The sequence below is a fragment of the Proteus sp. G4415 genome (assembly GCF_963896075.1).
Taxonomy (GTDB): domain Bacteria; phylum Pseudomonadota; class Gammaproteobacteria; order Enterobacterales; family Enterobacteriaceae; genus Proteus; species Proteus mirabilis.
Window position 1 is genome coordinate 1 of record NZ_CAWQOK010000029.1, and the last position, 26993, is coordinate 26993.

Below are 26993 nucleotides of genomic sequence, written 5' to 3' on the forward strand. Positions count from 1 at the left end.
CCTTGTGCTAATTATGATAATCAGTTTTAAAACCAAAGGAAATGTCCATGAAAAAAAACGCTCTATTTACTGTCTCACTGTTATCTGTATTTATTTCATTATCTTGCTATGCTTATCAAGATGTTATTTTACATTCTGATTCATTATCAGATGCAAAAGTATCTATTAATGATGACACAGGGAAAACACAAATTGAAGTGATAAATACTAATCAAGATGGTACCGCCCATATCTATTATAATCGTCTTGATGTTGGTAATTTGGGTTTATCATTAAAAAATAATGCTGAAGCAGAATTAATTATTAATGAGGTTGTTTCTAAAGATTTTTCAATTCTGAGAGGTGAGCTTGAGTTACAAGGAAAAAAGGCAACAGTGGTTATAGCTAATCCTAATGGAATTTCTTGTCGTGATTGTTCTTTCTCTGGAATTAATGATATTAAACTAATTGCAGGTAGCAGTACAGGGAAATTTTCTAAGACATTCACTATAGCAGATATAGGTTCTAGTGTTGTTTTTGATATGAGAAATAAATTAGATAAAAATGAACATATGCATATTAATCGAAATTATAAAGATATTTCATCTGGAATGATAAATATTATCTCTAATAATGTAGACTTGATTGACGGTGATTTAAATGCTGAATATATTCGTTTTGATATGGGGTTAAGTGAGTTTAATCTTGGAGCTAAAAATGATTATAATAAACACAGCCATTTTTTGTTAAGGACAGAGGCAGGAATAAATAGTCGATATTTAATAATAAAATCAAAACAGGGTAACGTTTATAATCATGGTAATATAAATACTTTGTCACTAAATCATGAGTCTTATAGCTTAATTAACACAGGAAACATAGATATAAATCAAGATGATAATTTATATAGAACAGCTTATGATGGGACGAAACAATCAAAAGTAATGGTTTATCAATATTCTTCTGTTCTTAATAATTCATCATTTAATGTTAAAGATAGTATTCTATTTATGAAAGCGGATAGGTTGCTTTTAGATAGAACATTTAATATTGATGATAGTTATTTATATGGAAGAGTAGGAACCATAGGAATAGGTAATATATCATTGTCGTATAATAGTGTTTTTCATATCCTCGCTGAGGATAGTATATTTCTTGGTGGTAAAATCCAGGGGGATGGTCGTATTATATTACAATTAAATGATGATAAAGTTGATATTGAAGGTAAAAACTTGTTAATAGGAACAGAGGAATTAAGATTAGAGGGGGGAACAAAATATAAATTAGGTAGATCAACGATTATAGATTATAGTAAATACAAATAAGGCTATTTTAATTTAAAATATAATTCTTATTATTACTATCGATTTAAATCCTAACGCTAATTCAATATTTATCTGAAGGTTGTTACATATAAATCAATATATTAAACAAAACACTCCCTGTATTATATTGAAATAATACAGGGACTATTCTTTAATTATAAAAGAAAATTATATTTGTATTTTTCGCCCAGCTAATATTGAACGCTGTGCTTGTCCATCTGCACCATAAAGTGTTGGGCTATGATTTTTCTGTAGAAAATGTAGCGTTTCACTATTGCGAGTAATATGTTGCTCTAACAATAAGCCATTGTGTTGATTAAGATGTTTTAACTCTTCCGTTAGATCAACCAGTTGTCCCCATAAATCAGCTAAAAAAGGCTGTCCTTGATAGGGTCTATCAATACCAACTTGTTTACTGAGTATTTGACGTTTTTGATCGGTATGACCTAGGGCTGTTAATACAAAATTCTTCTGTTCAGTTATTTCATGCAGCTTATTGATATCAATACTTCCTGCACATAATAACTGTTGCTCAGCACGTAAAATACCCGCAATGGTATTGAGCTGTGATAACTGAAGATCTAAGGTCTGGCGGAGTTCTTCCATCATAATCTTTAATATTATTTAGTTATGCTTTCAGCAGCTTCTCGGAAAAGTGCTTCCGCAATTTTGCTGCTGTCCATTGTTAATGTTCCATCGGCAATCGCTGCTTTTAAACGGGCAACTTTCTCGACATTGATGTCTTGATTGCTAGGTTGAACTAATTTTTTCTGTGCTTCACTTAGTTTCACAGAAGTATCACCCGCCATTGCTTTTGTTTGCGTATTACCGGTTTTTCGTGCTTCTTGGGTACCTTCATTAAGGTTACGCTGAGAAATGGCCGTGATTGGGATAAGTGGATTTGTGCGTTCAATACTCATAGGAAAATCCTTTGTTAGGCATCAATTAATCGTCAGATGAAGCCATTGTAAACAACCTATGTGTTTTCGCCTATCATCTTGTAGTTTTATATCGGCAGTGTAGATATAAACTTTAATGTTATCTTACTCGTCATACTTCAAGCTGTAGCGTTGTTGGCATCACTCATTCGCACTAGTCACATACTTATGTATGCTCCTAGCGACTCATTCGCTAGCCGCCTAGCTACAACTTGAATTATTTAGAGTATTTTTTCGTCATACTTCAAGCTGTAGCGTTGTTGGCGTCACTCATTCGCACTAGTCACATACTTATGTATGCTCCTAGCGACTCATTCGCTAGCCGCCTAGCTACAACTTGAATTATTTAGAGTATTTTCTCGTCATACTTCAAGCTGTAGCGTTGTTGGCATCACTCATTCGCACTAGTCACATACTTATGTATGCTCCTAGCAACTCATTCGCTTGCCGCCTAGTTATAACTTGAATTATTTAGAGTATTTTCTCGTCGTACTTCAAGCTGTAGCGTACTTATTAGCACTAGTCTACAAGCAGCGTTTTTATTCAACTTATAGTGCAAGAGAGTTTACCTTGCCTTGCTATCATTAAAACGGTTAACAAGTCATTTAATATAGGCTTATTCTGCTTATCGTTACCTTTAATTGTTATCTTTAATGTATTACAAGGGGATACGTACAGAGCCATTTTCCAGCGCTTCACCAGTAATAATTTGCCCTGATTTGACCCGTATACGAATACTTTCATTGGCAACGGCATTGTTAATCGCTTTTCCTTCATAACGGATTTGAAAGTGATCACCTTGTGCAAAAACCGTTACAGTCTGCCCCGCTAAAATGGCCCAAGGGCGACGAACCATAGTTGATGTTATTGGTTTTTCGGTCGCAATATGGCGCATAGCAATGGCATTTTTAATAAAAACAGCATCTCTTAACACGTCATAAGGTAGCTTTTCTAAATCTCCTTTTATGATCTTAATCGAAGATGTTGTTATTACATCATCACGATTAATCTCTTTTTTAGCGACTAAATATTGTCCATAAACACTCACATCTACTTGTATAAAACGACGTTGATTATCGCACTGAATGGGGATAGAAAGACGTCCCCAATTGCGAGAGCCTGCATGCTGTAGGATTTCTTGTTGTTGGCAATGTGGCCATTTATCCTCTGGGGTTAAAACGGTTACGGTGACTTTATCGTCTTTGTGGTGGCGCGTTTGGAAAAATTGCTGTAGCGCTTCGGGTAGGGGATTGGCTATACCGCTATTTACTATAAAGAAAAAAGAAATAACACCGATAAACGTTCTAACAGACATAGTTTGTATCACCTTATAAAGTTTATGCTAATGGTGTGGTTAAACTTATTTAGCCAAAATAGTGTACATCCTCTTCACATACCTTAAACGCATAAATAGCAATTCAATTTACCCCTATTCCTCCAATCATCTTTTTTTTGAGCGTTTATTCTGTTAACTGAAATTGTTTTATCAGCTGAGGGTAAGTGGCTTAGCCACCAAGGATAGAAGATGCTCGATAAATTAGAAAATACGTTTCATTTTCAACAAGAAGCGCTTTCACTACGTAATAAACGCCAAGAAATTTTGGCGGCAAATATTGCTAATGCTGATACGCCAGGCTTCCAAGCACGGGATATTGATTTCGCGGCTGAGTTGAAAAAAACCATGGAAAATGGGCGTACTGGTAGTCATGGATTGCAACTGACAATGACATCAGAACGCCATATTCCTATTAAGCCCGGTTATCGCTTAGAGGCTGATTTGCTTTATCGGGTTCCTCATCAAACATCGATGGATGGTAACACGGTCGATATGGATATGGAACGGAGTAATTTTGCCGATAATAGCGTTAAATATCAGGCAGATGTGACATTTATTAACTCTCAAGTTAAAAGCATGATGGCTGTATTGCAACAAGGATAAAGAGTATGTCTTTATTTAGTATTTTCGATATTTCAGGTTCTGCACTTTCAGCACAATCACAACGTTTAAACGTCAGTGCAAGTAATATGGCCAACGTAGATAGCGTTGTGGGGCCTGATGGTGAACCTTACCGTGCAAAACAAGTGGTTTTCCAAGTGAATGCGCCGGCAGGTCAAGATATTGGTGGTGTTCATGTTACGCAAGTAGTGGACGATCCGACCCCCTTTCGTATGGAATATCAGCCAGGAAATCCATTTGCAGATGAAAAAGGCTATGTGCGTAAGCCTAATGTCGATGTAGTCGGTGAAATGATCAACACTATTTCGGCGTCAAGAAGTTATCAGGCTAACGTTGAAGTGATGAATACAGCGAAATCGCTGATGCAAAAAACGCTAATGATAGGTCAATAGGGAGAATAAATTGTGGGTATTTCTGCCTCAATGAATGAACCTACTGATAATACCATTATCGGGGAAGCGCCTTCATCCTACCACACTAAAAAAGGGGGGAGTGATGATATTAAAGGTAATTTCCTGACGTTGCTTATCACGCAGATGCAAAACCAAGATCCCACCAACCCAATGCAGAATAATGAGTTAACGTCACAGTTAGCACAGATTTCTACGGTTGAGGGGATAGAGACGCTAAATAAAACAGTCAATACCATTGTTGGGCAAATTGACCAAAGTCAGGCATTACGTGCGACCTCATTGGTTAATCATATGGTGATGATTGCCGGTAATGAAATCAGCGTTGATAAGATTAATAATGGTGAAAACGCTGGATCTGATGCAGATACAGATAAAGATACAGATACAACACCTGATACTAAATTAGGTAAGTTACGTGCATCTACTGATGCGACAGATAATGAAAATATCTTCTCCAGCGCTTTTGGTTTTGAATCCTTTAGTCCAATAGATACGCTTACAGTCAATATTACTGATAGTAGTGGGGCTAAAGTTCGCACGATCGAAATGAATTCAAAAATTCTGCCGGATGTTTATCACTTCTTTTGGGATTGCACTGATGATGATGGTAATAAAGTTCCTACTGGAAAATATCAATTTACAGTAAATGCCACATTTAATGATGCTCAAGTTCCAGTAAAAACACTTAAAAGTGCGATAGTCAATTCCGTTTCTATGAAAGAGGGAAAACCTCATCTTGATGTTGGCCTCGGTGTCATCGTTTCATTGGACGAAATTCGTAAAGTTTTTTAATCAACATTAATTCAATAATGGAGGGCGCATGTCCTTTTCTCAAGCAGTCAGTGGTTTAAATGCAGCAGCCGCTAATTTAGATACTATTGGTAATAATATCTCAAACTCTGCAACCTACGGTTTTAAGGGGGCAACAGTCTCTTTTGCCGATGTTTTTGCCGGCTCTGGTGCAGGGCTTGGTGTAAAAGTATCAGGCATTAGCCAAAACTTTAAAGATGGTAGTATCACTACTACTAACCGCCCAACCGATGTGGCGATTTCTGGTGGTGGTTTCTTCCGTATTGAAGATAGTAACGGTGGCGTTTTCTATTCACGTAACGGTGAATTTGGCAAAGATAAAAACGGCTATCTCACTAATATGCAAGGCATGCGTATTACAGGTTATCCAGTACAAAACGTAGACGGTAAAAATGTAGTACAAAAAGGGGCAACACCAACGCCTATCATTATTCCTACCGATATGATGAATGCAAGTGCAACCGATAAAATGGATATGACGGTTAACTTGAATTCAGCTGAAGAGGCTATCGATCAAACAACACATAAATTTGATCCCAAAGATAACGATTCTTATAACTTTAGTACTAACGTGACAACCTACGATAGTTTAGGTAATGAACATAACCTGAACTTATTCTTTGTTAAAACCAAAGATAACGAATGGAGTGTGTATGCTCAAGACACCACAACAGGTGAGCCAGCACAAGATCTGGGTAAATTAGTTTATAAGGATAACGGGGTATTAGATGAAACAGCACCTAAGCTGAAAAACTTTACTACCGTTGCTTATAAAGGTTCACAACCCATGGATATGGAAATGAACTTTAGTGGTAGTACGCAGCAAAAAGTCGCTGAATCAAGTGTCTCTAAACTCGCGCAAAATGGTTATCAAGCAGGGGAATTTACCAATTTCCGTATTGAGCCAGATGGTTCCATTATGGCGACCTACTCAAACCAACAAAGCCAAGTGGTTGGTCAAATCGCATTAGCTAACTTTGCCAATCCTGGTGGCTTAAGTTCACAAGGTGACAATATGTGGTCTGAAACCAATGGTTCAGGCTCACCCATTGTTGGTGTGGCAGGCTCTGGCGTATTCGGTAAATTAACCAACAATGCCTTAGAAGCCTCTAACGTAGATATGAGCCAAGAGTTAGTTAACATGATTGTTGCTCAACGTAACTATCAATCTAATGCGCAGACTATCAAAACTCAGGATCAGATCCTGCAAACACTAGTTAGCATGCGCTAATAACGCAGGAAATCATCTGTTATGGATCATGTGATTTATACCGCGATGGGCGGTGCCAGACACTCAATGGAAAACCAAGCTGTCGTGGCGAACAATTTAGCAAATGCATCAACACCAGGGTTTAAAGCGCAACTTAGTGCGATGCGAGCCGTACCTATCAATGGCGAAACCTTACCGACGCGTACACTTACCGTCGCGTCAACGCCCGGTAGTGATCAGCGTCAGGGAACGATGAATTACACCGGCAGACCGATGGACGTTGCGTTAAGTGATAATGGCTATTTGGCTGTTCAACTTGAAGATGGTACGCAAGCGTATACCCGAAACGGCAATATTGAGCGTAACGCTGATGGCATGTTGATGGTACAAGGACGTCTTTTGATGGGCGATAATGGCGCAATTGAAGTGCCACCACAAGCGGAAATTAGCATTGCTAATAACGGCATTGTCACGGCTCATGTCCCTACCGATCCACCCAAAATGCTAGGGCAAATTGGTCGCCTAAAAATGGTGAAGCCAGAACAAAATGATTTGGTACGAGGCGATGATGGTCTATTTCACCTATCACCTCAAGGTACAGCACGAGTGGGTGAAACGTTACCTGCGGACGATAACGTCAAAGTCCTTGCTGGTGTATTAGAAGGTAGCAACGTCAATCCTGCTGAAGCTATGGTCGATATGATTGCCAATGCCCGCCGTTTCGAAATGCAAATGAAGGTGATCCACAGTGCAGATGATAATGCGCAACGCGCTAACCAATTGCTATCAATGAGTTAAATAGTGTAAGGGGAAAACCATGATCCGTTCTTTATGGATTGCTAAAACAGGGTTGGATGCACAACAAACTAACATGGATGTGATTTCCAACAACCTCGCAAACGTCAGCACAAATGGTTTTAAACGCCAGCGTGCGGTTTTTGAGGATTTACTCTATCAAACTATTCGTCAACCGGGAGCGATGACATCCGAGCAGACGAATGCGCCTTCTGGTTTACAAATTGGTACTGGTGTTCGCCCAGTGGCGACAGAACGTTTACATAGCCAAGGTAATTTAGCCCAAACTAATGGTACGCGTGATGTTGCTATCAAAGGGCAAGGTTTTTTCCATGTTCAATTACCTGATGGTACGGATGCTTATACTCGTGATGGCTCTTTTCAAATGGACCAAAATGGGCAACTAGTGACCTCCAGTGGCTTTCAAATCGTCCCAGCGATTATTTTGCCAGAAACCGCTAAAAAGGTGATGGTAGGTCGTGATGGTATTGTCAGTGTGGAGATTGAAGGATCGCCTGCACCTCAACAAGTAGGGCAATTAACCCTCACCACATTTATTAATGATAGCGGGTTAGAAAGTGTTGGGGAAAATCTGTACTTAGAAACAGCCAGCTCCGGAGCACCTACTGAGAATGCGCCGGGTATTAACGGTGCGGGCTTGTTATATCAGGGATATGTTGAAACCTCTAACGTTAATGTCGCGGAAGAATTGGTCAATATGATCCAAACTCAGCGTGCTTATGAAATTAATAGTAAAGCGATTTCAACTTCTGATCAGATGTTACAGAAACTCACGCAACTCTAATTTCGTTGATTCATTAGCCTGACAGAATTTCTGTCAGGCGTATTACTAAAAGAGTATCGAAGATGGATACAAAGGTCATTACTGACAATTCTGGGGCAAGCAAGCTTAGTGTCAGATGGCGTCGTCATCAACGTTTAGGTACCGCCCTGTTGGTACTGACACTAGCAGGGTGCGCTCAGATACCGAAAAAACCATTGGTTGAAGGACACACCACGGCAATACCTACTGCGCCTACCACACCAGCACCTAATGGCTCTATTTTTCAGGCTACCCAGCCGGTTTATTTTGGTTATCAGCCATTATTTGAAGATAGGCGACCGCGAAATATTGGCGATACATTGACTATCACCTTGCAAGAAAATGTCAGTGCCAGTAAAAACTCGTCGGCGAATGCCAGTCGCAATGGTAAAGCCGGTTTCCTTGCTTCTATTACACCAAGGTTCTTAGAAGGATTATTAGGGAATAGCCGTACTGATATGGGCATGGAAGGAAACAGTGAGTTCGGTGGTAAAGGTGGTGCTAATGCGAATAACACCTTTAAAGGCACCATTACGGTAACGGTTGATCAGTTATTGGCAAATGGCAATCTACACGTTGTGGGTGAAAAACAAATTGCGATAAACCAAGGTACTGAATTTATTCGATTTTCAGGCGTTGTGAATCCGCGCACTATCAGTGGCTCAAACACGGTCAATTCAACCCAAGTTGCTGATGCGCGTATTGAATATATCGGAGACGGTTATATTAATGAAGCGCAATCCATGGGATGGCTACAACGTTTCTTCTTAAATGTATCACCTTTTTAACGAGTAGGATCTAGATGAAAAAATTAGCGATTAGCCTTTTCTTTATCGTGATGACATGTGTCGGCTTTTCTGCCCATGCCGAACGGATCAGAGATCTTACTTCGGTTGAAGGGGTAAGAGAAAATGCGCTGATTGGTTATGGTTTGGTTGTCGGCCTCGATGGTACGGGTGACCAAACCATGCAAACACCTTTTACCACGCAAAGTCTAAATAACATGCTCTCACAATTGGGGATCACCGTACCTGCGGGCACCAATATGCAGTTAAAAAACGTCGCGGCAGTGATGGTGACAGCAAAACTACCTCCTTTTGGTCGTACTGGGCAATCTATCGATGTGGTTGTTTCTTCATTAGGTAATGCCAAAAGTTTACGAGGTGGTACGTTACTGATGACCCCACTTAAAGGGGTAGATAGTCAGGTTTATGCGGTAGCCCAAGGGAATATTATTGTCGGTGGCTCTGGTGCTTCTGCGGGGGGCAGCAGCGTAAAAGTCAATCAATTAGCGGGTGGACGTATTAGTAACGGTGCCATTATTGAGCGTGAGTTACCTTCTCAGTTTGGTCAAACGGGATTATTAAACTTACAGCTTAACGAAGAAAACTTCACGCTAGCACAAAGTATTGCTGATGCGATTAATAAACTACGAGGGGTAGGAACGGCGCTTCCTCTTGATGCCCGTACGGTGCAATTACGTGTACCTCTTGGTAAAAGTGAACAAGTTCGTTTCTTAGCAGATGTGCAAAACCTTGAGGTAAAACGAGTTATTGCTGATGCTAAAGTGATTATCAATGCAAGAACAGGTTCCGTTGTAATGAACCGTGATGTGGTATTAGGTAGCTGTGCCATCGCACAAGGCAACTTATCTGTTACGGTAGATAGCCAAGTGAATGTGAGTCAACCGAATACCCCCTTTGCAGGTGGCAGTACGGTTGTGTCACGTAATACGAGTGTTAATGTCAATGAAAAGGGTGGTTCATTACAAAAAGTCAACGCCAGTGCTAGCCTCAATGAAGTGATCCGTTCACTCAATGCGCTAGGTGCGACCCCAACAGATCTCATGTCGATATTACAAGCGATGGAAAGTGCGGGTTGTTTACGGGCGAGATTGGAGATTATCTGATGAAAGAGTTATCTCTGCTTTCTTCAATGCCGAATATTTCAACGCCGGCATATGATAGTAACGCATTGAATAAACTTAAATATCAGGTTGGACAAAATGCCGATCAGCAAGGGCTGCGCCAAGTGGCGCAGCAACTTGAGGGGGTTTTTGTGCAAATGATGTTAAAAAGTATGCGTGAAGCTATTCCACAAGAGAGTATGTTCAATTCAGAAAGCACTAAAATGTACACCTCTCTTTATGATCAGCAAATTGCTCAAGATTTATCCAAAAAAGGCTTGGGATTTGCTGACATGATTGAAAAACAACTGTCAGCTAAAGTAACGATGGAACCGAGCGAACTGGCCGGTAAAACGCCGATGCCATTAGACAGCAGTGATATTTTTCAATCAATGCCAACACAAGCATTAGGCCAGCTCTATCGTGCGATGCAACCGTTACAAAATGCAGTTGAAAGTACGGTAGGCAAGTTAAAAGGACTGTCTGAAAGTAGCGCTTCTTTTGCCGCTAAATTGTTAGGGCCTGCTAAACAAGCGACACAAGGTACAGGTATTCATCATCTTTTAGTTGTAGCACAAGCGGCACTAGAATCTGGCTGGGGTAAACGAGAAATTTTAACGGGTGATGGAAAACCGAGCTACAACCTGTTTGGTATTAAAGCGGGGCGTTATTGGAAAGGGCCTGTCACTAATATTATGACAACGGAAGTGATTGACGGTAAATCGATCAAGATGCGTGATAATTTCCGTGTCTACGGCTCTTATGTGGAGGCTATCCAAGATTATCTAAGATTGCTTACGGAAAGCCCGCGCTATGCCAAAGTACCGCAAGCCAAAACACCAGAACAGGCTGCTTATCATATTCAAGAAGCCGGTTATGCAACCGATCCGGGGTATGCCAAAAAACTTGTTTCTATTATAGGGCAATTAAAGGGACAGGGTGAGCAAGTTGCGAAAACTTATACGCATGATTTAAGTGAACTCTTTTAACTATTCTCCCCTCAAGTTTAGGGGGGAATAACCGATAACAAATAGCAGAGCATCCATATCAATTGCCTAGTTATGCTCCGAACATACAGGAGATGACTAAACGTAAAAGGATAGACAAATGTCCAACAATTTAATTAATACAGCGATGAGCGGGCTTAATGCAGCACAAGCTGCGATGAGCACAATTAGTAATAATATCGCTAACCAAAAAGTAAATTGGTATAACCGTCAAATGACCGTATTTAATGAAAACGGTGGCACGATGACCAGTAATGGTTATATTGGAAATGGTGTTAATGTGAGTCGTATTCATCGCGAATATAATGAGTTCCTTGCGGGGCAAATGAATCGTGCGGTAACAAAACAGAGTGCTTTAAATAGCTATAACAAAAATATCTCGCAAATAAATAATTTATTAGCGGATAAAGGCAATGATGTTTCCAGTGCAATTGATGACTTCTTTACCAGCTTACCTAATGTAACGAACAATGCGGAAGATAACCCAGCTCGTACCACCATACTGGGTAAAGCGGAAGCAATGGTGAATATGTTTAATAAAGCGGATCAATCATTGCGCGATCTCGAAAAAGACATTAATAGCCAAGTCACTAATACCACTAAGAATATTAATGAATATTCCAAGCAGATAGCTAAATTAAATCAAGAAATTAGCCGCTCCCAAGGTTTTAATGGTGCCGAGCCTAATGATCTGCTCGACCAACGCGACCGCTTAATTCAAGAGCTAAATACGCTAGTTGATGTACAAGTGACCCAACAAGATGGCGGGTTTGTTAATGTCAGCTTTGCCAATGGTCTTCCTCTTGTTGCGGGGACGCGCTCTTATGAAGTCTCTGCTATTCCTTCCAGTAAAAACAGTGAACGCCTTGTTGTTGGTTATAGCAACGGTATTGATGAAGTCCGTGAAGTTGATGCTAAACGTATTAATGGCGGTGAATTAGGTGGCGCTTACCGTAGCCGTAATGAAGTATTAGATGCAAGCCGAAATCAATTAAACCAATTAGCTTTAGTGTTGGGCGATCAATTTAATAAACAACATGAGCAAGGTTTTGATTTAAACGGCGATAAAGGTGATAAGTTCTTCAACCTAGGTGGGGCACATACCATGCCTAATGGTAAGAACAAAGGTGATGCGACTTTTGATGTCAAATACACTGACACAAGAGAAGTTAAAGCTGCGGATTATACGGTTAAGTATGAAGGTGGTAAATGGAATGTCACTGTAGAGCCGGGGAATCGTAAATTTACAGCAACACCTAATGCAACAACGGGTGAATTAGAATTCGAAGGAATGAGCATCAAAGTCAATGGAGCTGCACAAGAGGGCGATTCTATCGTTGTTCAATCTGTAGGCAACGTGATTGCAGGAATGAGTGTTGCAATCAGCGATCCAAGCAAAATAGCTGCCGCGGGTACAAAAGACTCTGGACCTAGTGATAATGAGAACATGAAAAAATTGTTCGAATTACCCGATGAAAAACTTATCGATGGTAAAGCAACAATTGCTGGTGGTTATGGCTCACTAATAAGTATGGTGGGTAATAAAGTGAATACTGCGCAAGTTGATTATGATGCGCAAAATGCGATCACCAGCAGTATTTTAACACAGCAACAATCGGTTTCAGGGGTCAACTTGGATGAAGAATACGGCGAAATGTATCGTATCCAAGAGTATTACATGGCAAATGCAAAAGTTATTCAAACTGCAAATACCATGTTTGATGCGATTATGCAGGTCTTATAAACCCTCTTTGATTAAGGAATAAATCGTGCGTTTAAGTTCAAATCAAATTTACACTCAGCGAGTGGATAATATTACTAGCTCGCAAAGTAGATGGATGACAGAAGGGAATAAAATTTCCAGTGGTCGACGTGTTGAAAAACCTTCTGATGATCCGATGGCGGCCTCACAAGCGGTAATGGTTAAGCAATCTGAAGCGCGTAATCAGCAATATGCGACAGCACGTGGATTTGCTAAAAACAGCATGTCATTGCAAATGAGCCTTTCAAGCCAAATGGTCAATATCACCACAAAAATTCAAGAAACATTAGTGGCTGCCGGTAATGATGGCGCATTAAGTGATGAAGATCGTGCCTCTCTTGCGGAACAATTAAGTGGTTTAAAAGATCAGTTAGTGGGGATTGGCAATACGAAAGATGGTGTTGGACGTTATGTTTTTGCTGGTTTCCAAACAGATAAACCACCTTTTGTTGCTGACAAAACGGGTAAAATCACCTACCAAGGTGGAGACAAGCAAATTACTCAAAAAGTTGATAGCAATATTGAAATGGTATCCAACTTTACAGGGATAGAAACGTTACAATCATCGGGAGGAAAAGGCACAGAGCCAGATATTTTTAATGCCTTAGATGAAGCCATCAGTGCACTACGTGAACCTCTAGTTGGAAAACCACAAGCTGATCGTGATGCTGCATTAGATAAGATTAATACGGCTAACCGTGTTAATCGCGCCACATTAAATAATATTTCTAGTGTGGAAGCTAAATTAGGTTTACAGCTTCAAGAACTTGATAATTTAGATGATTTAGGTGCAGATACCTCATTAAGAAATGCTAAACGCTTAAGTGAGTTACGTGACTTAGATTGGACACAAGCAATTTCAGATTATTATCAAGAAGAGTCGGTATTACAGGCATCTTATAAAGTCTTTAATGACATGAAAGAGATGTCGATGTTTAAGATGTATCGTTAATTTAGTCACAATAGTAAATAGCATCTTATTCTATAAAATAAGCGATTATCCCCTGATATTTATCAGGGGATTTTTTTATCTGTAACGAATGAAGTCAGTACAAGGTTTATGCATGACTTTAGTCGCAGTAGCAGTAAGTGCCCGTGCTGATCCTTTAGCACGAATATTAAGTTATCTAGCTGACTTTATTCATCACTGGTTTATAGCAAATGATATATTAATTGTGGAATAAACAAAACAAGTGACAAAAAGCAGATTAAATTTAATTAGCCAATGGAAAAATAGATAACACAATCTCAATCATCAGGTTTTTCAAGAAACTAATTGCTGCAATATTAAGGTAATACGATTAAATGTATCGCTAAAGACGCGCTCAGTAAACACAGGTAACGCTGGCATAATCAGTGATAACGCCAACATACCGATCGTGAGGGTAAGAGGGAAACCGACCACAAAAACAGAAAGCTGTGGTGTCATACGGTTTAAAATACCTAATGAAAGGTTGAGTACTAATAGTAGAGTGATTAATGGCATGGCTAACATCATCCCGTTAATAAATATAGTGCCACCACTTTGTACTAACGTAAGGATACCCAATGAATTAAAGGTCTGATTTCCAATAGGAACAACATAGAAAGTATCTGCTAATACCGATAACAGCCATAAATGCCCATCAAACACCATAAAAAGCAACATGGTTAACATGTTAAAGATACGAGCAAGAATAGGCATATTCGGGCCACCTGAAGGATCGACGAAAGTCGCAAATGACAGCCCCATCTGTAAACCAATCACTTCTCCTGCATGACGTACAGAAGCAAAAGCTAACTGCATAGATAAGCCTAAAATTGTGCCAATTAAAATTTGTTGGATCAGTACCCAAAAAGCCATGATAGAAAAGAGAGGTACTTGACTTTGCGGTAGCCCTGGTGCAATTAACGCCGTGGTTAAAAAGGCGAGTCCAATACGAAATTTTTTAGGTGTCTGTTTTTCACTAAACAAAGGCGCGGTACTAAAGAGTGCCAAAATACGCACAAATGGCCAGAAAAAATCACTGATGTAGCCATTAAGTATTTCACTGGTCAAGGTTATCATTGTTATTAGCCAATCATTCCTGGAATGCCAGTAAATAAGTTATGCATATAGTCTAATAACAAACTGAGCATCCACGGGCCTGCGACTAAAATAGCCGCTAATACAGCAAGGATCTTAGGAATAAACGACAGTGTCATTTCGTTTATTTGTGTTGCTGCTTGCAGCATGCTTATTACTAAACCGGTAACCAGTGCAGACAATAATAGAGGTCCAGCAAGGGATAAGGCAATTTTCATCGCTTCCGTTCCTAATGCTAAAACAGATTCAGGCGTCATAAAGAACCTCTTTGCTAGTTAAAAAAGCTTTGAGCCAATGAGCCAAGTATTAACTGCCAGCCATCGACTAATACAAATAACATGAGTTTAAAAGGCAGTGAAACGGTGGCGGGTGGCACCATCATCATACCGAGTGCCATCAAGACGCTGGCAACCACTAAGTCTATGATGAGAAAAGGGATAAAAATCATAAAACCAATTTGAAAAGCGGTTTTTAGCTCACTGGTAATATAAGCAGGTACTAAAATTCGCATAGGTACGCTATCGCGTGTTTCAAATGCGGGGGCATCAGCAAGACGAGCAAAAAGTGCAAGATCGGTTTCGCGCGTTTGTTGCATCATAAACTGGCGCAGTGGTTGTGAGCCATTATCGAGTGCTTGTTCAAAAGTGATTTTATCTTCACTAAAAGGGAGATAAGCATCTTGATAAATTTTATCAAACACCGGTGCCATAATAAAAAATGTCATAAATAGCGCAAGACCCAGTACCACTTGGTTAGGGGGAGCAGAAGGTGTACCTAACGCATTACGCAATAAACCCAGCACAATGATAATCCGAGTAAAACTCGTCATCATCAGTAATACGGCGGGAATAAAACCTAGGGCTGTGATAAAAATCAGTGTTTGTACTGGCAATGACCAGCTTTGGCCACCTCCCGGTAATGGGTGTGAAATAACACTGGGGAATTGAGCAAACGCATGGCTTGGCAATAGTGACAAAATAAGGACACTAGCGAAGAGAGGCCAGCGCTTTAATGCGTTAAAATAAGAGACACACTGATGCATTATGAGTTGCCTTTATCTCGCTTTAGCGTTTTTTGTAATAATTGAATAAATAACGGTGAAGAAGGTGGTATAGGCGCTTCCTGCGAGGCATGATTAGGAATGGGTAAGGTGTGTAACAGATTAATCTGCGATGCCGTAACCCCTAATACAAGCCATTCCTGCTCGATTTCAACAACGACAACACGCTCTTTGGTACCTAATGAACAGCTCGCTTTAACCGTGAGTTGTGCTTGATTAGCTTTAAATGTACCGCGAGCAAAGCCAAAACGGCGGAAAAGCCACATTGCAACAATAATCAGTACAATAATACCCGCAAGCGCGGTGCTGACTTGCACAAGGCTTTGTCCAACGGGTAAAGGTTGCGCCGGTGTTTGGATAGTTTGCGTTGTGGCGGGTGCGGCAGTATTAACCGCACCTTGGCTGGAAAAGGAAGGGATCTGTTCCATAGATCAACGACTCAGACGGCGCATACGTTCTGAAGGGGTGATGATATCGGTAATGCGAATACCATATTTATCAGAAACGACCACGACTTCTCCTTGGGCGATTAAGTAGCCATTGATAAGAATATCAAGGGGTTCACCCGCAAGCCCATCTAATGACACTACAGAGCCTTGTGATAGGCTTAGGAGTTTTTTAATCGTCATTTTGGTACGCCCTAACTCTACTGTCAATTTGACAGGAATATCCATAATCAAATTGATATCAGATAGATGATTAAGCGTATCATCTTCAGGTAACAGATGTTCGAATACGTCGGAACTATTATCTTGGCTTTTGCCAGTTTGCTGTTCCATTGCATCAGCCCACATATCCTCAGCCGATTGTGAATTATCAGTTGGGCGATTTTCATCACTCATTGGTTTGTTCCTCATCCAGAGCGTTTAAAACAGGGTTAATTAAATGTTCAACACGAAGGGCGTATTGCCCATGAACTGTACCGTATTGACTTGTTAATACCGGCACACCATCAACATGTGCAATCAATCTTTCTGGTTTATCAATAGGGAGTACATCCCCTTTTTTCAGGGTAAGGACTTTTGATAAACGCAGCGGAATGTCAGTAAAGTTAGCAACCAACTCAAGCTCTGAGTGCTTAACTTGGTTTACTAAACTGTCTAACCAAACGCTATCTTCTTGGCGAAGGTTTTCAATTGGTGGATTGATTAGCCGTTCACGTAGCGGTTCAATCATGGCAAAAGGAATACAGATACTAAATTCCCCTACCATAGAGCCAATTTCTACTTGAAAAGGTGTCGTCACCACAATGTCATTTGGTGATGAGGTGATATTGGTAAATTTTACCTGCATCTCAGAACGAACATATTCAACTTGAATTTTGAAGATGGAGTCCCAAGCATCACGATAGGCATCAAGTGCCAGTTTTAACATTTTGTTGATAATACGCTGCTCTGTATTGGTGAACTCGCGTCCTTCAACGGGAATTGGAAAACGCCCATCGCCACCAAACAGGTTATCAACCGCGATATAAACCAGATTCGGCTCAAAGGTAAATAACGCTGTGCCACGTAACGGTTTTAAATGCACCAAATTTAGATTAGTTGGTACAGGTAGGTTACGGGCAAAGTCATGATAAGGATGAATTTTTATGCCACCAACCGTGATATCAGGGCTTCGGCGAAGCATATTAAACAGCCCCATACGGAATTGACGCGCAAAACGTTCGTTAATAATTTCTAACGACTGTAACCGTTCTCGAACGACACGACGTTGCGTGTTCGGGTCATAAGGCTGAATATCCGGTTCATTCGGATCCTTCGCTATCGCAGGTTCCCTGTTCGCGCTTTTTTGGGCGTCGTCACCTGATGTGTCATCATTCAGCAGAGCATCTATCTCTGCCTGTGAAAGGATATTATCGCTCATAATGATTATCGCAGAATAAACGTGGTAAACAGTACATCGGAGAGGATCTGTTCAGATTCACCCGGTACAAGAGTCGGTCTCAGCGTTTCTTTTATTTCTGTCATGAGTTGTTGTTTCCCCGCATCTGTTGCAATTTTATTAGCGTGTTGACGAGAAAGAAGTAGTAGCAAGCGACTACGAACTTCGGGTAAATAATCATGTAAGCGCTTACGTGTATTCTCATCATGTAAGCGTAACGTGATCCCTATGTAGAGTACGCGATCTAAATGTTCTTCTTCATCAATCAGATTGATGGTAAAAGGCTCTAATGACATAAAAACGGGGGCCGGTATAACTTTTTGCTGACTAGTGCCCGTAGTACCTGATTTAGCATGCTTCAATGCCCACCAACTATATCCACCGAATGCCGCTGCAATAATGGCGATCACCAATAATAGGATGATCAGAATTAAGCTATAGCTTTTACGTTCATTGCTGTAATTAGACATGGACAGTTAAATTCCTGTTTTGTAGTGGATACGTGTTCACTTTTGTGGACTTCCATATCCATCTAAATCAACCTTAATTATCCCGCTATTTCTGTTTTTTAATGGCAGAAACAGATAGGGAAAAAACCATTAACTCTTACGTTTATTGACATAGTGTGTCCTCCCAATACATTTGTATTAGGCAAAAATATCGACACCACCACGAGCAGAGGCTAACTCTTGAGGCGTAAGGGTTATCTTTTGTGCCGTTTCTGAGGCTAATTGCATAGAATTACCCTCGCTTCTTTGATGATTATCGGCACCATTTCCACTAAATTGAGAGGAATCTGACATATTTTGTTGTTGCCAACCGTCATGACTGTCGCTAGACACTTGACTTTGTGTGAGTTGTATCCCATTTTCAGAGAGCGCTTGACGCAAATGATGCAGGGAATTTTCTAACACAGTACGCACTTGTCCATTTTGAGAGGCAAGATGTAATTGAGCCTGTCCATCTTCAATTTTCATGCGAATATGTAATGAACCCAACTCTTCGGGATGTAAACGTAGCTCAGCTTTTTGTAAACCATTACGACTAAACATCACAATTTGTTGATTGAGTTGCTGTTGCCATTCCGGTGTGCCTATTTGTGCATTTAACATCGGGGTAGGCATCGAAGGAAAGTGCATTTGCGCTTGCATCATTGATGACGGTTGCGCATGACTTGCTACTGATGAAGAGGCAAACACCGAAGAGGTCGATAATCTATTGTGTAGATCGCGTTCAGCAATACGGTTATTACCGATTATTTGGTTTGCCAGATTATCGGTTAATTTTGTATTGGCTGATGCTTTGTCATCGGCTAACAATCCATCCGCTTTTTCTGCCACGGAAGATAACAGTGAAGCGTTATCAACTTTCTTTGCTGAATGCCCATTCGTTAAATGGCGAGCTTCATGTGTTGCAAGTTGGGTTAATGACGCTGTCTCAGGGCGTAATTGAGCAAGTAATGATTTGTCATCTGCATTAGCTTGCGTATTGAATTGTTGCCATTTATCGACAAGATCACGTTCAGCACGGGCATTTTCTGCCATAAGGTGAGATAACTCGTTTCCATTCCCAGCATGCTTTAACGAGGTTCCCAATAAATGTGGCTGATGAGCTTGGTTGGCTGAAAGCGATGTAGATTTTAACCCTGCAAGTCCGGCAAGTTGTACTGGAAGCTCTGCCGCTAATTCTTCTGCGGACATTAATGAAGAGGCCGTTTTATTTTCAAGAATTGAGCTAAATTGCTCATTATCAGGTAACGAGAGGGCAAGATGGGTATTTTTCGTTGCTGGCGCCTCTAATGCCGCATATTCAGTGACAATAGTATCAATATCGTCATCATTTTGTTGGTCTTTATTTTTTTCAGTGTGATTGTGCGCCTTATTCTCTTTTGAGGAATGGCCTGAAATAGAGGCGTTTTTTTTATCACTGGGTGTATTCTGAGGTTGAGTACTCAGAAGTTGTGCAAATGTCGACGCATTATCACCGGGTTGACTTGTTGTAGCGGATGTCGTTCCCGGAGAGGTTGCTGTGACATCCATGGTCAGAAGCGTTATCTCCATCAAGTTGTTCTCCGTAAAGTACTACGCTGTGCGTACTCATCCATTTGTTTCTGCTCAATACGATCAAGCTGTCGCTTACGGCTATCTTCAGCGCGTTGCTCCAATGTCTCAAACGCATTGAGTCGTTGCTGTTTTTCTCGCCAATGTTCCGTTGCAAGGTCGAGTTGCGCTTGCCAATGACGAAGTTGCTGTTTATGTTGCTCGATAGTTAATTCAAGTGTTTTGAGAAATTGTTGATAGTTTTGCCATGATGCTGATGACATGCCTCCCACATTTAACGTCTGGTTGAGACGAACACGGTATTCATCCTGATACCCGATCAACATATTGAGTTGCTGTTCCATCTGTTGATGACTCTGGCGGACTTGGGCTAGTTGGACAGCGGCTTGTTCTGCCGCTGTCTGTGCCAGTTCCCTCAGTGTCACTAAAGGTGACTGCTCCCGCATTGGAACCCTCTTTATTTTTCCTGATTATGTTCAGAATGAATCTAGTGTGATCAGTTGATTAAGTTGTTCACAAGCATGTTGATAGCTACATTGCTCTTGAATATCTTGTTGTAAGAATTTTGCTAATGATGGATAAAGGGCAATCGCCTTATCCAGCATAGGATCACTGCCTGTGGCATAAGCCCCTACATTAATTAAGTCGCGATTGCGCTGATAACTGGATAATAGCTGCTTAAATACTTGTACTCGGCGATAATGTGTTTTATCAATCAGTGAGGTCATCGCACGGCTAATGGACGCTTCAATATCAATAGCAGGGTAGTGACCCGATTCCGCCAGTGAACGCGAAAGCACGATATGGCCATCCAAAATAGCACGGGCAGAATCAGCGATTGGATCTTGCTGATCGTCACCTTCTGTTAACACGGTATAGAAAGCAGTAATGGAGCCACCACCATCAACGCCATTACCGGCACGCTCAACAAGTGCGGGTAATTTTGCAAATACAGAAGGGGGATAACCTTTTGTCGCCGGCGGTTCACCAACGGCTAAGGCAATTTCACGCTGCGCCATGCTATAGCGAGTTAACGAATCCATAATTAATAAAACATGTTTACCGCGATCACGAAAATCTTCGGCAATACGGGTTGCATAAGAAGCACCTTGCATTCGTAAGAGTGGTGAAACATCAGCAGGTGCTGCTACTACCACCGAGCGTGCTAATCCTTCTTTACCTAGGATATTCTCAATAAAGTCTTTAACTTCACGACCACGTTCACCAATAAGCCCTACGACAATGACGTCGGCTTGAGTAAAACGCGCCATCATACCTAATAGAACACTTTTCCCGACACCCGAGCCGGCAAAGAGTCCCATACGTTGGCCACGACCGACCGTAAGCAGTGCATTGATGGCACGTACACCCACATCAAGTACATCTGTAATGGGGGTACGTTGTAATGGGTTGATAGGTGGTGTAATCAGTGGTGCACGATAACTGGTATCTGGCGGCGGTAAACCATCTAGCGGATCTCCTGAGCCATCAAGTACGCGGCCTAATAAGGCATCACCAAGGGGTAATTGTCGGCCTTCGCCTTCACGACCGGGGATCGATTGAGCGTAGACTCGAGCACCTGGGGTTAATCCTTCCACTTCTTGTAGTGGCATGAGTAACATTTGGCTACCGTTAAATCCGACGACTTCACTTTCAACTTCTTCAACCGTTTTACCAATGGTACGTTCTATTAAGCAGGTAGAGCCAAGGGGCATAACTAGCCCCTTAGCTTCCATGACTAAGCCTGTAGCACGGGTTAAGCGACCATATTGGCGTATGCGCGGAATTTTATTTAAACGAGATTCTGCATCAGCGAGTTTTTCTAACCAACGCCCCAATCTTGCGGTCATTACAACGCCTCCGGTGCAGCAAGACGACACAATTCATGCCAACGTGTCGCAATTGTGGAATCAAGATCACCATCATTGGTTACAACACGGCAGCCCCCTACATGGATACTATTATCAGCCACCACTTTCCAACCGTGGGCGGTAAGAGAATCGCCTAATTCCTTTTCAATCAGAGGGATATGTTTAGGGTTAATCCGTAGCTGTGGATCCCCTGCAAACATCTGCTCTTGTTGCAACATCAGTGTAATTTGAGCAAGTAATGCAGAGCCATCACAGACCGCAGGTTGTCCAAGTACTTCTTTGGCCGCTGTGAGTGCTATCTGCATTAATCGTGAGGCAATAACACTATCTAAACCATTTAATGAATGCCTAAATTCAGCTAATAAGCCTTGCCATTCATTAATAAAAGGTTCTTGTTTAGCAATGCCTTGACGGATACCTTCTTCGATACCCGATTGTAATCCTGCCTGATAGCCTTCCTGATAACCCTGGTTTTTCCCTGCCTCAAAGCCTTCAGCATGGCCCAGTTTTTGGGCCTTTTCTTTCATGTCATCAAGCATATTAATTTGCTCGAGGACTTTCTGTTGCTGAACGACTTCTTTTTCTTGATTTTCGTCTTCCTTCTCGTCTAACCCCGTGTCTTCCTTGACTTTTAATTCCCAGTCAATAAGTTCTTTTGGAACCCAAGGCTTCCAGTTTGTATCAGTATTTTTATCAGACATAGGTATCGTCTCCTCCATGAAGAACAACTTCACCGCTCTCAGCTAAGCGACGTACAATAAGCAGAATTGCTTTTTGCTCAGCTTCCACTTGAGACATGCGAACAGGTCCACGAGACGCCAAGTCATCACGCATAATTTCAGCAGCACGCTGCGACATATTGTTGAGGAAATGATCGCGTAGTTCTTGATCGCAACCTTTTAATGCCACAACCAAGGATTCGGATTCCACTTCCTGTAGAATGCGCTGAATTGAACGGTTGTCGATATCGATAAGGTTTTCGAACAGGAACATTTCGTCGATAATTTTCTGTGCCAATTCGCCGTCGTAATCGCGTACTGCGGTGATAACATTTTCTTCTTGCTGACTTTTCATCAAGTTGATAATTTCAGCTGCAGTACGAACACCACCCATTTTGCTACGTTTGAGATTTTGACCATCAAGTAAATTGTTCAGTACTTCCGTTAATTCAGCTAAGGCTGATGGCTGAACACCACCAAATGTTGCGATACGTAACATAACGTCATTACGTAATTTTTCATCAAACAGAGCAAGAATATCAGCGGCTTGACCACGTTTTAAGTGAACTAAAATGGTGGCGATAATCTGTGGATGTTCATCACGGATAATATCGGCAGCCATTTGTGGCTCCATAAAGTTAAGTGTCTCAATACCTGTTGTGGTTTCACGGGTTTCTGAGATCTCATCGAGCAGATTATTAGCACGCTCTTCACCTAAGGCTTTAACAAGTACAGAGCGTAAATAATCATTAGCATTCACATTTAATGCTGCATACTGAACAGCATCTTCTTCGAAGCTTGCCATCACATCAATGAGTTGTTGATTGGAGATCTGACGCATAGAAGACATCGCAATACTCAGTTGTTGCACTTCACGTGTCGTTAGATGTTTAAATACTTCTGCTGCGCGATCTTCACCCAATGTCAGTAACATAACGGCGCTTTTTTCGGTTCCAGTTAAGTCATTACTCATTGTTCTTTACTCATCCATTGACGAATTACCATGGCTACAACACGAGGATCTTTTTCTGCCATCTCTCGAATGCGTTGGCTTTGTAATTCGGCACTAACACGTTGACGTGCTTGTTTACGTCTTGATTCTTCATCTAATTCGGCTTCGTTGACATCATCTGTCACTTCAAGCTTGGTTTTCAAAATCGCTTTTTGTGCGGCGACTTCTGCTTCACGGCGTTTTTCAAGTTGAGGTTTCACTAATTTACGCCATAAGATCCACGCGATGATAACAAGCAATAACCAGCGGCCTAAATCTAATGCTTTAGCCAATATTTGTGGATTTTCCCACATAGGAACGCTAATCACTGGCTCTTCGGTATCGTTAAATTGAGAATTAACCACACTTAAAGAGTCACCGCGCTCTTGGGAATAACCCATCGCTTCACGTACTAAACTTTCAATTTGTTGAAGCTGTTCATCGGTTAACGGAACTTGTTTATTTTCGACAATAGGCTCTTCACCTTCTGTTGCTTTTTTCTTGTCTTCTACGGTTTTGTAATTGACGATTACCGCAACAGAAAGGCGCTCAATATTGCCAACAGGTCGTTTAACATGACGAATACGACGATCTACTTCATAGTTGGTTGTTTCATCTAAACGGCTATTGCTGTTTGGATTACGCGTCATTGAACGATTAGCATTGGTAGATGTTGCTTTCTCATCAGCCGCCGTGTCTTTGGCTTTTTCAATCGGCGCTTGCGGTGGTGCAATAGGTTGATTAGATAACGCACCGGGCACACCGCCAGCTAACATGCCTCCATTTTGCTCACTTTGGCTCACTTGTTTTGAGCGTACTGCAGCTTGGTTAGGGGGCTGATTAGGCTTGTACTCTTCTGCGGTTTCTTCTGTATGAGAAAAATCAACTTGAGCGGTGACCTGCGCATGAACATTACCACGTCCAACAATAGGGCCTAATAGTGTTTCAATACGTTGCTGGTAGCGACTTTCCAACTCTTGGACATATTTGAGTTGAATAGAATTAAGATCACGACCTAAAGCATCGGGCTGTGTTAATAACTTACCGCTTTGATCAACAATGGTCACATTACTATCGGGCATACCTGCAACACTACTTGCTACAATATGTACGATGGCATTAATTTGACCTTCGTCCAAGGCTCTACCTTGCAGCAGACCTACTGTTACAGAAGCAGAAGGTGATTTTTGCTCACGAACAAAAAGAGAGGGTTTAGGTAATGCTAAATGAACACGAGCATTTTGCACTGGACCTAAGGTTTCGATGGTACGAGCAAGCTCCCCTTCAAGTGCACGTTGATAGTTAATCTGTTCACTGAACTGGCTGATCCCAAACTTTTCTTTATCAAGTAGTTCAAAACCGGCAGCTCCACCTTTTGGAAGCCCCGCTTGTGCGAGTTTCAGGCGTAATTCATGAACCTGATTGTCAGGTACCATAATCGCAGAACCATTTTGTGATAGGCGATAGGGTACATTCATTTGTGTTAACTGTGTGACAATTTCGCCACCATCTTTATCGCTAAGATTACTATAAAGCACTTTATAATCAGGGCTTTGTAGCCATAAAAAAGCAGCAACAAAAATGGCAATCGCCGCCGATCCCGCAATAATAAGCGGAATTTTCGGATCGGCTTTTATCCGGTTAATAATGGCGTTAAAACCTTTTTTCTGGTTCACAACGTCGGTTTTTTCGGCATTCATAGACAATCCTTGCCTTGTAGTTCGGGATGAATACTAAAAGCGTGGCGTAACAAAACAGACTCCCCTTACGCAAATAAATAAACCTACTCTCAGGTGTCTCATTATTGGCCTTTTGCGTTTCATTTAATGGCGTAATTAGCCTTTAACTTTTGCGTTAATTACTCGCTTTGGAATGAAGCCCCTGTGTTAGGGTATTACTCGGTAAGCGTGTTGGTTCACCTACTTACTATGACATTGATTCAAAAATTGAATTAGATGATTAACGCAGAGGTTTATATGTCAATTCCAGCTATTGAAAGTGTTCTGGATAAAATGCAAATTCAAACTTTACAAGCATCCAATATTGCCAAACCCCAGCCAGTACAGGCAGGATTTGCAACTCAGTTGGTTCAAGCAGTAGGTAAAATTAACGAAACTCGTGTTAATGCAACCAACAAAGTACAAGCATTTACGTTAGGTACGCCCGGTGTTGAATTAAATGATGTGATGGTGGATATGCAAAAATCCAGCATCTCATTACAAATGGGCGTACAAGTGCGTAATAAGCTGGTCGCCGCTTATCAAGAGATTATGTCAATGCAGGTGTGATAAAATTAACTCATTGAGATAAAAGAATATTATCTTTGTTGTGGCTCGATGGGGACATATAGGGGATAGGAGCATTCAATGTTTGGCTTAATAGCAATATTGGGTTTTGCTCGTATTCATGCATCTAAGCATCATATTATCCTGTACCATTTTTGCTGATGGGTCCCCCATCTGTTGATGAAGTGATAATATTACCTCTGAATGGGGGACCAATTTACTTATGCTACTACAAGCACAGAAGGTGAAAGAGGAACCCAGACAAAAAGAAGAGGAAGAAAATAAGGGCATCAATAGCGCAGCAGAAATTGATAATTGATTAATTATATAAATTAGGCCTCTTTATTTTTTAACGTAAAAGATAATCACAATATAAAGGTTAATTATAATGTGATTATCAATATGTTAAAATTAGACCCCAAAGTTAAAAGTGAGAACAACCTCTCCGACAAAATCTAATCCATCAGCAATATCTATTCCTTTTTTACTTAGTGCATCTTTGGATAAAATAAAAGTACGACTTGTCTTTCCTTGACTGAAATTCGCTTGGAAAATTTCACCTGAAATGAGAGACAGAGAGTTTTTATTAATATCTGATTGTTGTTCTGAGGTCCAACCATTGGTAGGGCCTTTGTATAGGACGTTATTAAATTTATTCCCCGTAATAGCAACATCATTTGCTCGTGAAATATACGCAGGCTTACCATCGACAGTAATATTTGTCCATATAAAAAAAGCTGCACCAACAGCGGCTTCAGGATTTGCTTTATCAACTAAATGAAATTGTCCTGTCGTATCATTAGCTAATTCCGCACTGTCATAAGTATCAGATGCAACAAAGGTTAAATATGTTTTAGCATCACATTCAACCGTAACGGTATTTTTACCTGTAGCTAAAGGATACTCGTAGTTTTTCGATTGAGGGATAAGTGTTGGGCTTATGACTCCGTAATCAAAAATAACATCACTTTGTGTCGCCCCATGAACAGTACAAGTTGGTGGCTTAATATCACCATTGATTTTTAAGTTAGCAACAGGCGTTTTAGCCAATACCGGCGTTGATATTACACTCAGCATAGCAAGACTGAGTAATACTTTTTTCATATCATTATTCCTTTATTCTTTTTTAGAGG

Annotated in this window: 30 protein-coding genes; 13 read left to right on the top strand and 17 right to left on the bottom strand. The window is 40.9% G+C overall.

The window, feature by feature from the left end:
• The first annotated feature begins 47 nt into the window (after nucleotides 1-47).
• On the top strand, nucleotides 48-1304 hold the full coding sequence (locus tag AACU95_RS02375; RefSeq protein WP_041707094.1) for a two-partner secretion domain-containing protein: 1257 nt from the start codon (nucleotides 48-50) through the stop codon (nucleotides 1302-1304).
• Nucleotides 1305-1472: 168 nt separating this feature from the next.
• Here the strand turns inward: AACU95_RS02375 and AACU95_RS02380 are convergent, their stop codons facing one another.
• From AACU95_RS02380 to flgA, 3 genes are all read right to left on the bottom strand, one after another.
• The gene (locus AACU95_RS02380; RefSeq protein WP_004243542.1) at nucleotides 1473-1913 is read right to left on the bottom strand and encodes a flagella synthesis protein FlgN; all 441 of its coding nucleotides are present in this window, start codon (nucleotides 1911-1913) and stop codon (nucleotides 1473-1475) included.
• 11 nt (nucleotides 1914-1924) lie between these two features.
• Entirely contained in the window at nucleotides 1925-2224 is a 300-nt protein-coding gene (flgM, locus tag AACU95_RS02385) for a flagellar biosynthesis anti-sigma factor FlgM (RefSeq protein ID WP_074561748.1), read from the bottom strand.
• A 676-nt stretch (nucleotides 2225-2900) separates the two neighbouring features.
• The gene (gene flgA / locus AACU95_RS02390; RefSeq protein ID WP_012368060.1) at nucleotides 2901-3557 is read right to left on the bottom strand and encodes a flagellar basal body P-ring formation chaperone FlgA; all 657 of its coding nucleotides are present in this window, start codon (nucleotides 3555-3557) and stop codon (nucleotides 2901-2903) included.
• A 210-nt stretch (nucleotides 3558-3767) separates the two neighbouring features.
• Here flgA and flgB point away from each other — a divergent pair, with 210 nt between their 5' ends.
• From flgB to flgL, 11 genes are all read left to right on the top strand, one after another.
• Entirely contained in the window at nucleotides 3768-4181 is a 414-nt protein-coding gene (gene flgB / locus AACU95_RS02395; RefSeq protein ID WP_004243538.1) for a flagellar basal body rod protein FlgB, read from the top strand.
• A gap of 5 nt (nucleotides 4182-4186) precedes the next feature.
• Complete coding sequence (gene flgC, locus AACU95_RS02400) at nucleotides 4187-4591, top strand: flagellar basal body rod protein FlgC (RefSeq protein ID WP_004243537.1); 405 nt, start codon at nucleotides 4187-4189, stop codon at nucleotides 4589-4591.
• A gap of 12 nt (nucleotides 4592-4603) precedes the next feature.
• Nucleotides 4604-5404, top strand: coding sequence for a flagellar hook assembly protein FlgD (locus tag AACU95_RS02405; RefSeq protein ID WP_036907841.1), 801 nt, complete (start codon nucleotides 4604-4606; stop codon nucleotides 5402-5404).
• A 28-nt stretch (nucleotides 5405-5432) separates the two neighbouring features.
• Complete coding sequence (flgE, locus tag AACU95_RS02410) at nucleotides 5433-6653, top strand: flagellar hook protein FlgE (protein WP_004243535.1); 1221 nt, start codon at nucleotides 5433-5435, stop codon at nucleotides 6651-6653.
• Between the two features lie 21 nt (nucleotides 6654-6674).
• Nucleotides 6675-7430, top strand: a complete 756-nt coding sequence (locus AACU95_RS02415; RefSeq protein ID WP_004248338.1) for a flagellar basal body rod protein FlgF — start codon at nucleotides 6675-6677, stop codon at nucleotides 7428-7430.
• Nucleotides 7431-7449: 19 nt separating this feature from the next.
• On the top strand, nucleotides 7450-8232 hold the full coding sequence (gene flgG, locus AACU95_RS02420; protein WP_004243533.1) for a flagellar basal-body rod protein FlgG: 783 nt from the start codon (nucleotides 7450-7452) through the stop codon (nucleotides 8230-8232).
• Between the two features lie 62 nt (nucleotides 8233-8294).
• Nucleotides 8295-9038 carry a flagellar basal body L-ring protein FlgH gene (locus tag AACU95_RS02425; RefSeq protein WP_004243532.1) on the top strand — a complete coding sequence of 248 codons (744 nt, stop codon included), beginning with the start codon at nucleotides 8295-8297 and terminating at the stop codon, nucleotides 9036-9038.
• A gap of 14 nt (nucleotides 9039-9052) precedes the next feature.
• Nucleotides 9053-10159 (top strand): flagellar basal body P-ring protein FlgI, encoded by a 1107-nt coding sequence (locus AACU95_RS02430; protein WP_004243531.1) that lies wholly within the window; start codon nucleotides 9053-9055, stop codon nucleotides 10157-10159.
• Complete coding sequence (gene flgJ, locus AACU95_RS02435) at nucleotides 10159-11145, top strand: flagellar assembly peptidoglycan hydrolase FlgJ (protein ID WP_004243530.1); 987 nt, start codon at nucleotides 10159-10161, stop codon at nucleotides 11143-11145. Before AACU95_RS02430 ends, flgJ begins: the two co-directional genes overlap by 1 nt.
• Nucleotides 11146-11263: 118 nt before the next feature.
• The gene (gene flgK / locus AACU95_RS02440) at nucleotides 11264-12907 is read left to right on the top strand and encodes a flagellar hook-associated protein FlgK (RefSeq protein ID WP_004248337.1); all 1644 of its coding nucleotides are present in this window, start codon (nucleotides 11264-11266) and stop codon (nucleotides 12905-12907) included.
• 25 nt (nucleotides 12908-12932) lie between these two features.
• Entirely contained in the window at nucleotides 12933-13877 is a 945-nt protein-coding gene (gene flgL / locus AACU95_RS02445) for a flagellar hook-associated protein FlgL (protein WP_004243527.1), read from the top strand.
• Nucleotides 13878-14189: 312 nt separating this feature from the next.
• Here the strand turns inward: flgL and fliR are convergent, their stop codons facing one another.
• The 13 genes from fliR to fliF all read right to left on the bottom strand — a co-directional run bounded on the left by fliR (nucleotide 14190) and on the right by fliF (nucleotide 25275).
• Entirely contained in the window at nucleotides 14190-14972 is a 783-nt protein-coding gene (gene fliR / locus AACU95_RS02450; RefSeq protein WP_004243525.1) for a flagellar biosynthetic protein FliR, read from the bottom strand.
• Between the two features lie 5 nt (nucleotides 14973-14977).
• A complete protein-coding gene (gene fliQ / locus AACU95_RS02455) occupies nucleotides 14978-15247 on the bottom strand; it encodes a flagellar biosynthesis protein FliQ (RefSeq protein ID WP_004243524.1) in 270 nt (89 codons plus the stop codon).
• Nucleotides 15248-15261: 14 nt separating this feature from the next.
• Nucleotides 15262-16032, bottom strand: coding sequence for a flagellar type III secretion system pore protein FliP (gene fliP / locus AACU95_RS02460; RefSeq protein WP_004248331.1), 771 nt, complete (start codon nucleotides 16030-16032; stop codon nucleotides 15262-15264).
• Nucleotides 16032-16478 carry a flagellar biosynthetic protein FliO gene (gene fliO / locus AACU95_RS02465; RefSeq protein ID WP_004243522.1) on the bottom strand — a complete coding sequence of 149 codons (447 nt, stop codon included), beginning with the start codon at nucleotides 16476-16478 and terminating at the stop codon, nucleotides 16032-16034. The genes fliP and fliO overlap by 1 nt, the downstream gene beginning before the upstream one ends.
• Nucleotides 16479-16481: 3 nt before the next feature.
• On the bottom strand, nucleotides 16482-16892 hold the full coding sequence (gene fliN, locus AACU95_RS02470; protein ID WP_004243521.1) for a flagellar motor switch protein FliN: 411 nt from the start codon (nucleotides 16890-16892) through the stop codon (nucleotides 16482-16484).
• Nucleotides 16885-17916, bottom strand: coding sequence for a flagellar motor switch protein FliM (gene fliM, locus AACU95_RS02475; RefSeq protein ID WP_004243520.1), 1032 nt, complete (start codon nucleotides 17914-17916; stop codon nucleotides 16885-16887). Before fliM ends, fliN begins: the two co-directional genes overlap by 8 nt.
• Before the next feature lie 5 nt (nucleotides 17917-17921).
• Nucleotides 17922-18404, bottom strand: a complete 483-nt coding sequence (fliL, locus tag AACU95_RS02480; RefSeq protein WP_004243519.1) for a flagellar basal body-associated protein FliL — start codon at nucleotides 18402-18404, stop codon at nucleotides 17922-17924.
• Nucleotides 18405-18581: 177 nt separating this feature from the next.
• On the bottom strand, nucleotides 18582-19994 hold the full coding sequence (locus AACU95_RS02485) for a flagellar hook-length control protein FliK (protein ID WP_036895227.1): 1413 nt from the start codon (nucleotides 19992-19994) through the stop codon (nucleotides 18582-18584).
• Complete coding sequence (gene fliJ / locus AACU95_RS02490) at nucleotides 19994-20440, bottom strand: flagellar export protein FliJ (protein ID WP_004243513.1); 447 nt, start codon at nucleotides 20438-20440, stop codon at nucleotides 19994-19996. The genes AACU95_RS02485 and fliJ overlap by 1 nt, the downstream gene beginning before the upstream one ends.
• 30 nt (nucleotides 20441-20470) lie before the next feature.
• Nucleotides 20471-21844, bottom strand: a complete 1374-nt coding sequence (gene fliI / locus AACU95_RS02495; protein WP_004248329.1) for a flagellar protein export ATPase FliI — start codon at nucleotides 21842-21844, stop codon at nucleotides 20471-20473.
• A complete protein-coding gene (gene fliH / locus AACU95_RS02500; protein ID WP_004243511.1) occupies nucleotides 21844-22566 on the bottom strand; it encodes a flagellar assembly protein FliH in 723 nt (240 codons plus the stop codon). Before fliH ends, fliI begins: the two co-directional genes overlap by 1 nt.
• The gene (fliG, locus tag AACU95_RS02505) at nucleotides 22559-23557 is read right to left on the bottom strand and encodes a flagellar motor switch protein FliG (protein ID WP_004243510.1); all 999 of its coding nucleotides are present in this window, start codon (nucleotides 23555-23557) and stop codon (nucleotides 22559-22561) included. Before fliG ends, fliH begins: the two co-directional genes overlap by 8 nt.
• Nucleotides 23554-25275 carry a flagellar basal-body MS-ring/collar protein FliF gene (gene fliF, locus AACU95_RS02510; RefSeq protein WP_004250786.1) on the bottom strand — a complete coding sequence of 574 codons (1722 nt, stop codon included), beginning with the start codon at nucleotides 25273-25275 and terminating at the stop codon, nucleotides 23554-23556. The genes fliG and fliF overlap by 4 nt, the downstream gene beginning before the upstream one ends.
• 276 nt (nucleotides 25276-25551) lie before the next feature.
• Between fliF and fliE the strand changes: the two genes are divergently transcribed.
• Nucleotides 25552-25863, top strand: a complete 312-nt coding sequence (fliE, locus tag AACU95_RS02515) for a flagellar hook-basal body complex protein FliE (protein ID WP_004248328.1) — start codon at nucleotides 25552-25554, stop codon at nucleotides 25861-25863.
• 408 nt (nucleotides 25864-26271) lie between these two features.
• On the opposite strand, the gene AACU95_RS02520 is transcribed toward fliE, so the two are convergent.
• Nucleotides 26272-26964 carry a fimbrial protein gene (locus tag AACU95_RS02520; RefSeq protein ID WP_004250789.1) on the bottom strand — a complete coding sequence of 231 codons (693 nt, stop codon included), beginning with the start codon at nucleotides 26962-26964 and terminating at the stop codon, nucleotides 26272-26274.
• Nucleotides 26965-26993 lie beyond the last annotated feature (29 nt).

Coding starts and splice junctions, on each gene's coding strand:
- fliR (WP_004243525.1), bottom strand. CDS start 14,972: ATGATAACCTTGACCAGTGAAATACTTAATGGCTACATCAGTGATTTT.
- fliH (WP_004243511.1), bottom strand. CDS start 22,566: ATGTCTGATAAAAATACTGATACAAACTGGAAGCCTTGGGTTCCAAAA.
- fliP (WP_004248331.1), bottom strand. CDS start 16,032: ATGCATCAGTGTGTCTCTTATTTTAACGCATTAAAGCGCTGGCCTCTC.
- AACU95_RS02485 (WP_036895227.1), bottom strand. CDS start 19,994: ATGGAGATAACGCTTCTGACCATGGATGTCACAGCAACCTCTCCGGGA.
- AACU95_RS02425 (WP_004243532.1), top strand. CDS start 8,295: ATGGATACAAAGGTCATTACTGACAATTCTGGGGCAAGCAAGCTTAGT.
- flgJ (WP_004243530.1), top strand. CDS start 10,159: ATGAAAGAGTTATCTCTGCTTTCTTCAATGCCGAATATTTCAACGCCG.
- flgE (WP_004243535.1), top strand. CDS start 5,433: ATGTCCTTTTCTCAAGCAGTCAGTGGTTTAAATGCAGCAGCCGCTAAT.
- fliN (WP_004243521.1), bottom strand. CDS start 16,892: ATGAGTGATGAAAATCGCCCAACTGATAATTCACAATCGGCTGAGGAT.
- fliQ (WP_004243524.1), bottom strand. CDS start 15,247: ATGACGCCTGAATCTGTTTTAGCATTAGGAACGGAAGCGATGAAAATT.
- flgA (WP_012368060.1), bottom strand. CDS start 3,557: ATGTCTGTTAGAACGTTTATCGGTGTTATTTCTTTTTTCTTTATAGTA.
- fliF (WP_004250786.1), bottom strand. CDS start 25,275: ATGAATGCCGAAAAAACCGACGTTGTGAACCAGAAAAAAGGTTTTAAC.
- flgK (WP_004248337.1), top strand. CDS start 11,264: ATGTCCAACAATTTAATTAATACAGCGATGAGCGGGCTTAATGCAGCA.
- AACU95_RS02415 (WP_004248338.1), top strand. CDS start 6,675: ATGGATCATGTGATTTATACCGCGATGGGCGGTGCCAGACACTCAATG.
- fliJ (WP_004243513.1), bottom strand. CDS start 20,440: ATGCGGGAGCAGTCACCTTTAGTGACACTGAGGGAACTGGCACAGACA.
- AACU95_RS02380 (WP_004243542.1), bottom strand. CDS start 1,913: ATGATGGAAGAACTCCGCCAGACCTTAGATCTTCAGTTATCACAGCTC.
- AACU95_RS02375 (WP_041707094.1), top strand. CDS start 48: ATGAAAAAAAACGCTCTATTTACTGTCTCACTGTTATCTGTATTTATT.
- flgG (WP_004243533.1), top strand. CDS start 7,450: ATGATCCGTTCTTTATGGATTGCTAAAACAGGGTTGGATGCACAACAA.
- fliL (WP_004243519.1), bottom strand. CDS start 18,404: ATGTCTAATTACAGCAATGAACGTAAAAGCTATAGCTTAATTCTGATC.
- flgM (WP_074561748.1), bottom strand. CDS start 2,224: ATGAGTATTGAACGCACAAATCCACTTATCCCAATCACGGCCATTTCT.
- fliG (WP_004243510.1), bottom strand. CDS start 23,557: ATGAGTAATGACTTAACTGGAACCGAAAAAAGCGCCGTTATGTTACTG.
- fliE (WP_004248328.1), top strand. CDS start 25,552: ATGTCAATTCCAGCTATTGAAAGTGTTCTGGATAAAATGCAAATTCAA.
- fliM (WP_004243520.1), bottom strand. CDS start 17,916: ATGAGCGATAATATCCTTTCACAGGCAGAGATAGATGCTCTGCTGAAT.
- fliO (WP_004243522.1), bottom strand. CDS start 16,478: ATGGAACAGATCCCTTCCTTTTCCAGCCAAGGTGCGGTTAATACTGCC.
- AACU95_RS02520 (WP_004250789.1), bottom strand. CDS start 26,964: ATGAAAAAAGTATTACTCAGTCTTGCTATGCTGAGTGTAATATCAACG.
- flgC (WP_004243537.1), top strand. CDS start 4,187: ATGTCTTTATTTAGTATTTTCGATATTTCAGGTTCTGCACTTTCAGCA.
- AACU95_RS02430 (WP_004243531.1), top strand. CDS start 9,053: ATGAAAAAATTAGCGATTAGCCTTTTCTTTATCGTGATGACATGTGTC.
- flgB (WP_004243538.1), top strand. CDS start 3,768: ATGCTCGATAAATTAGAAAATACGTTTCATTTTCAACAAGAAGCGCTT.
- fliI (WP_004248329.1), bottom strand. CDS start 21,844: ATGACCGCAAGATTGGGGCGTTGGTTAGAAAAACTCGCTGATGCAGAA.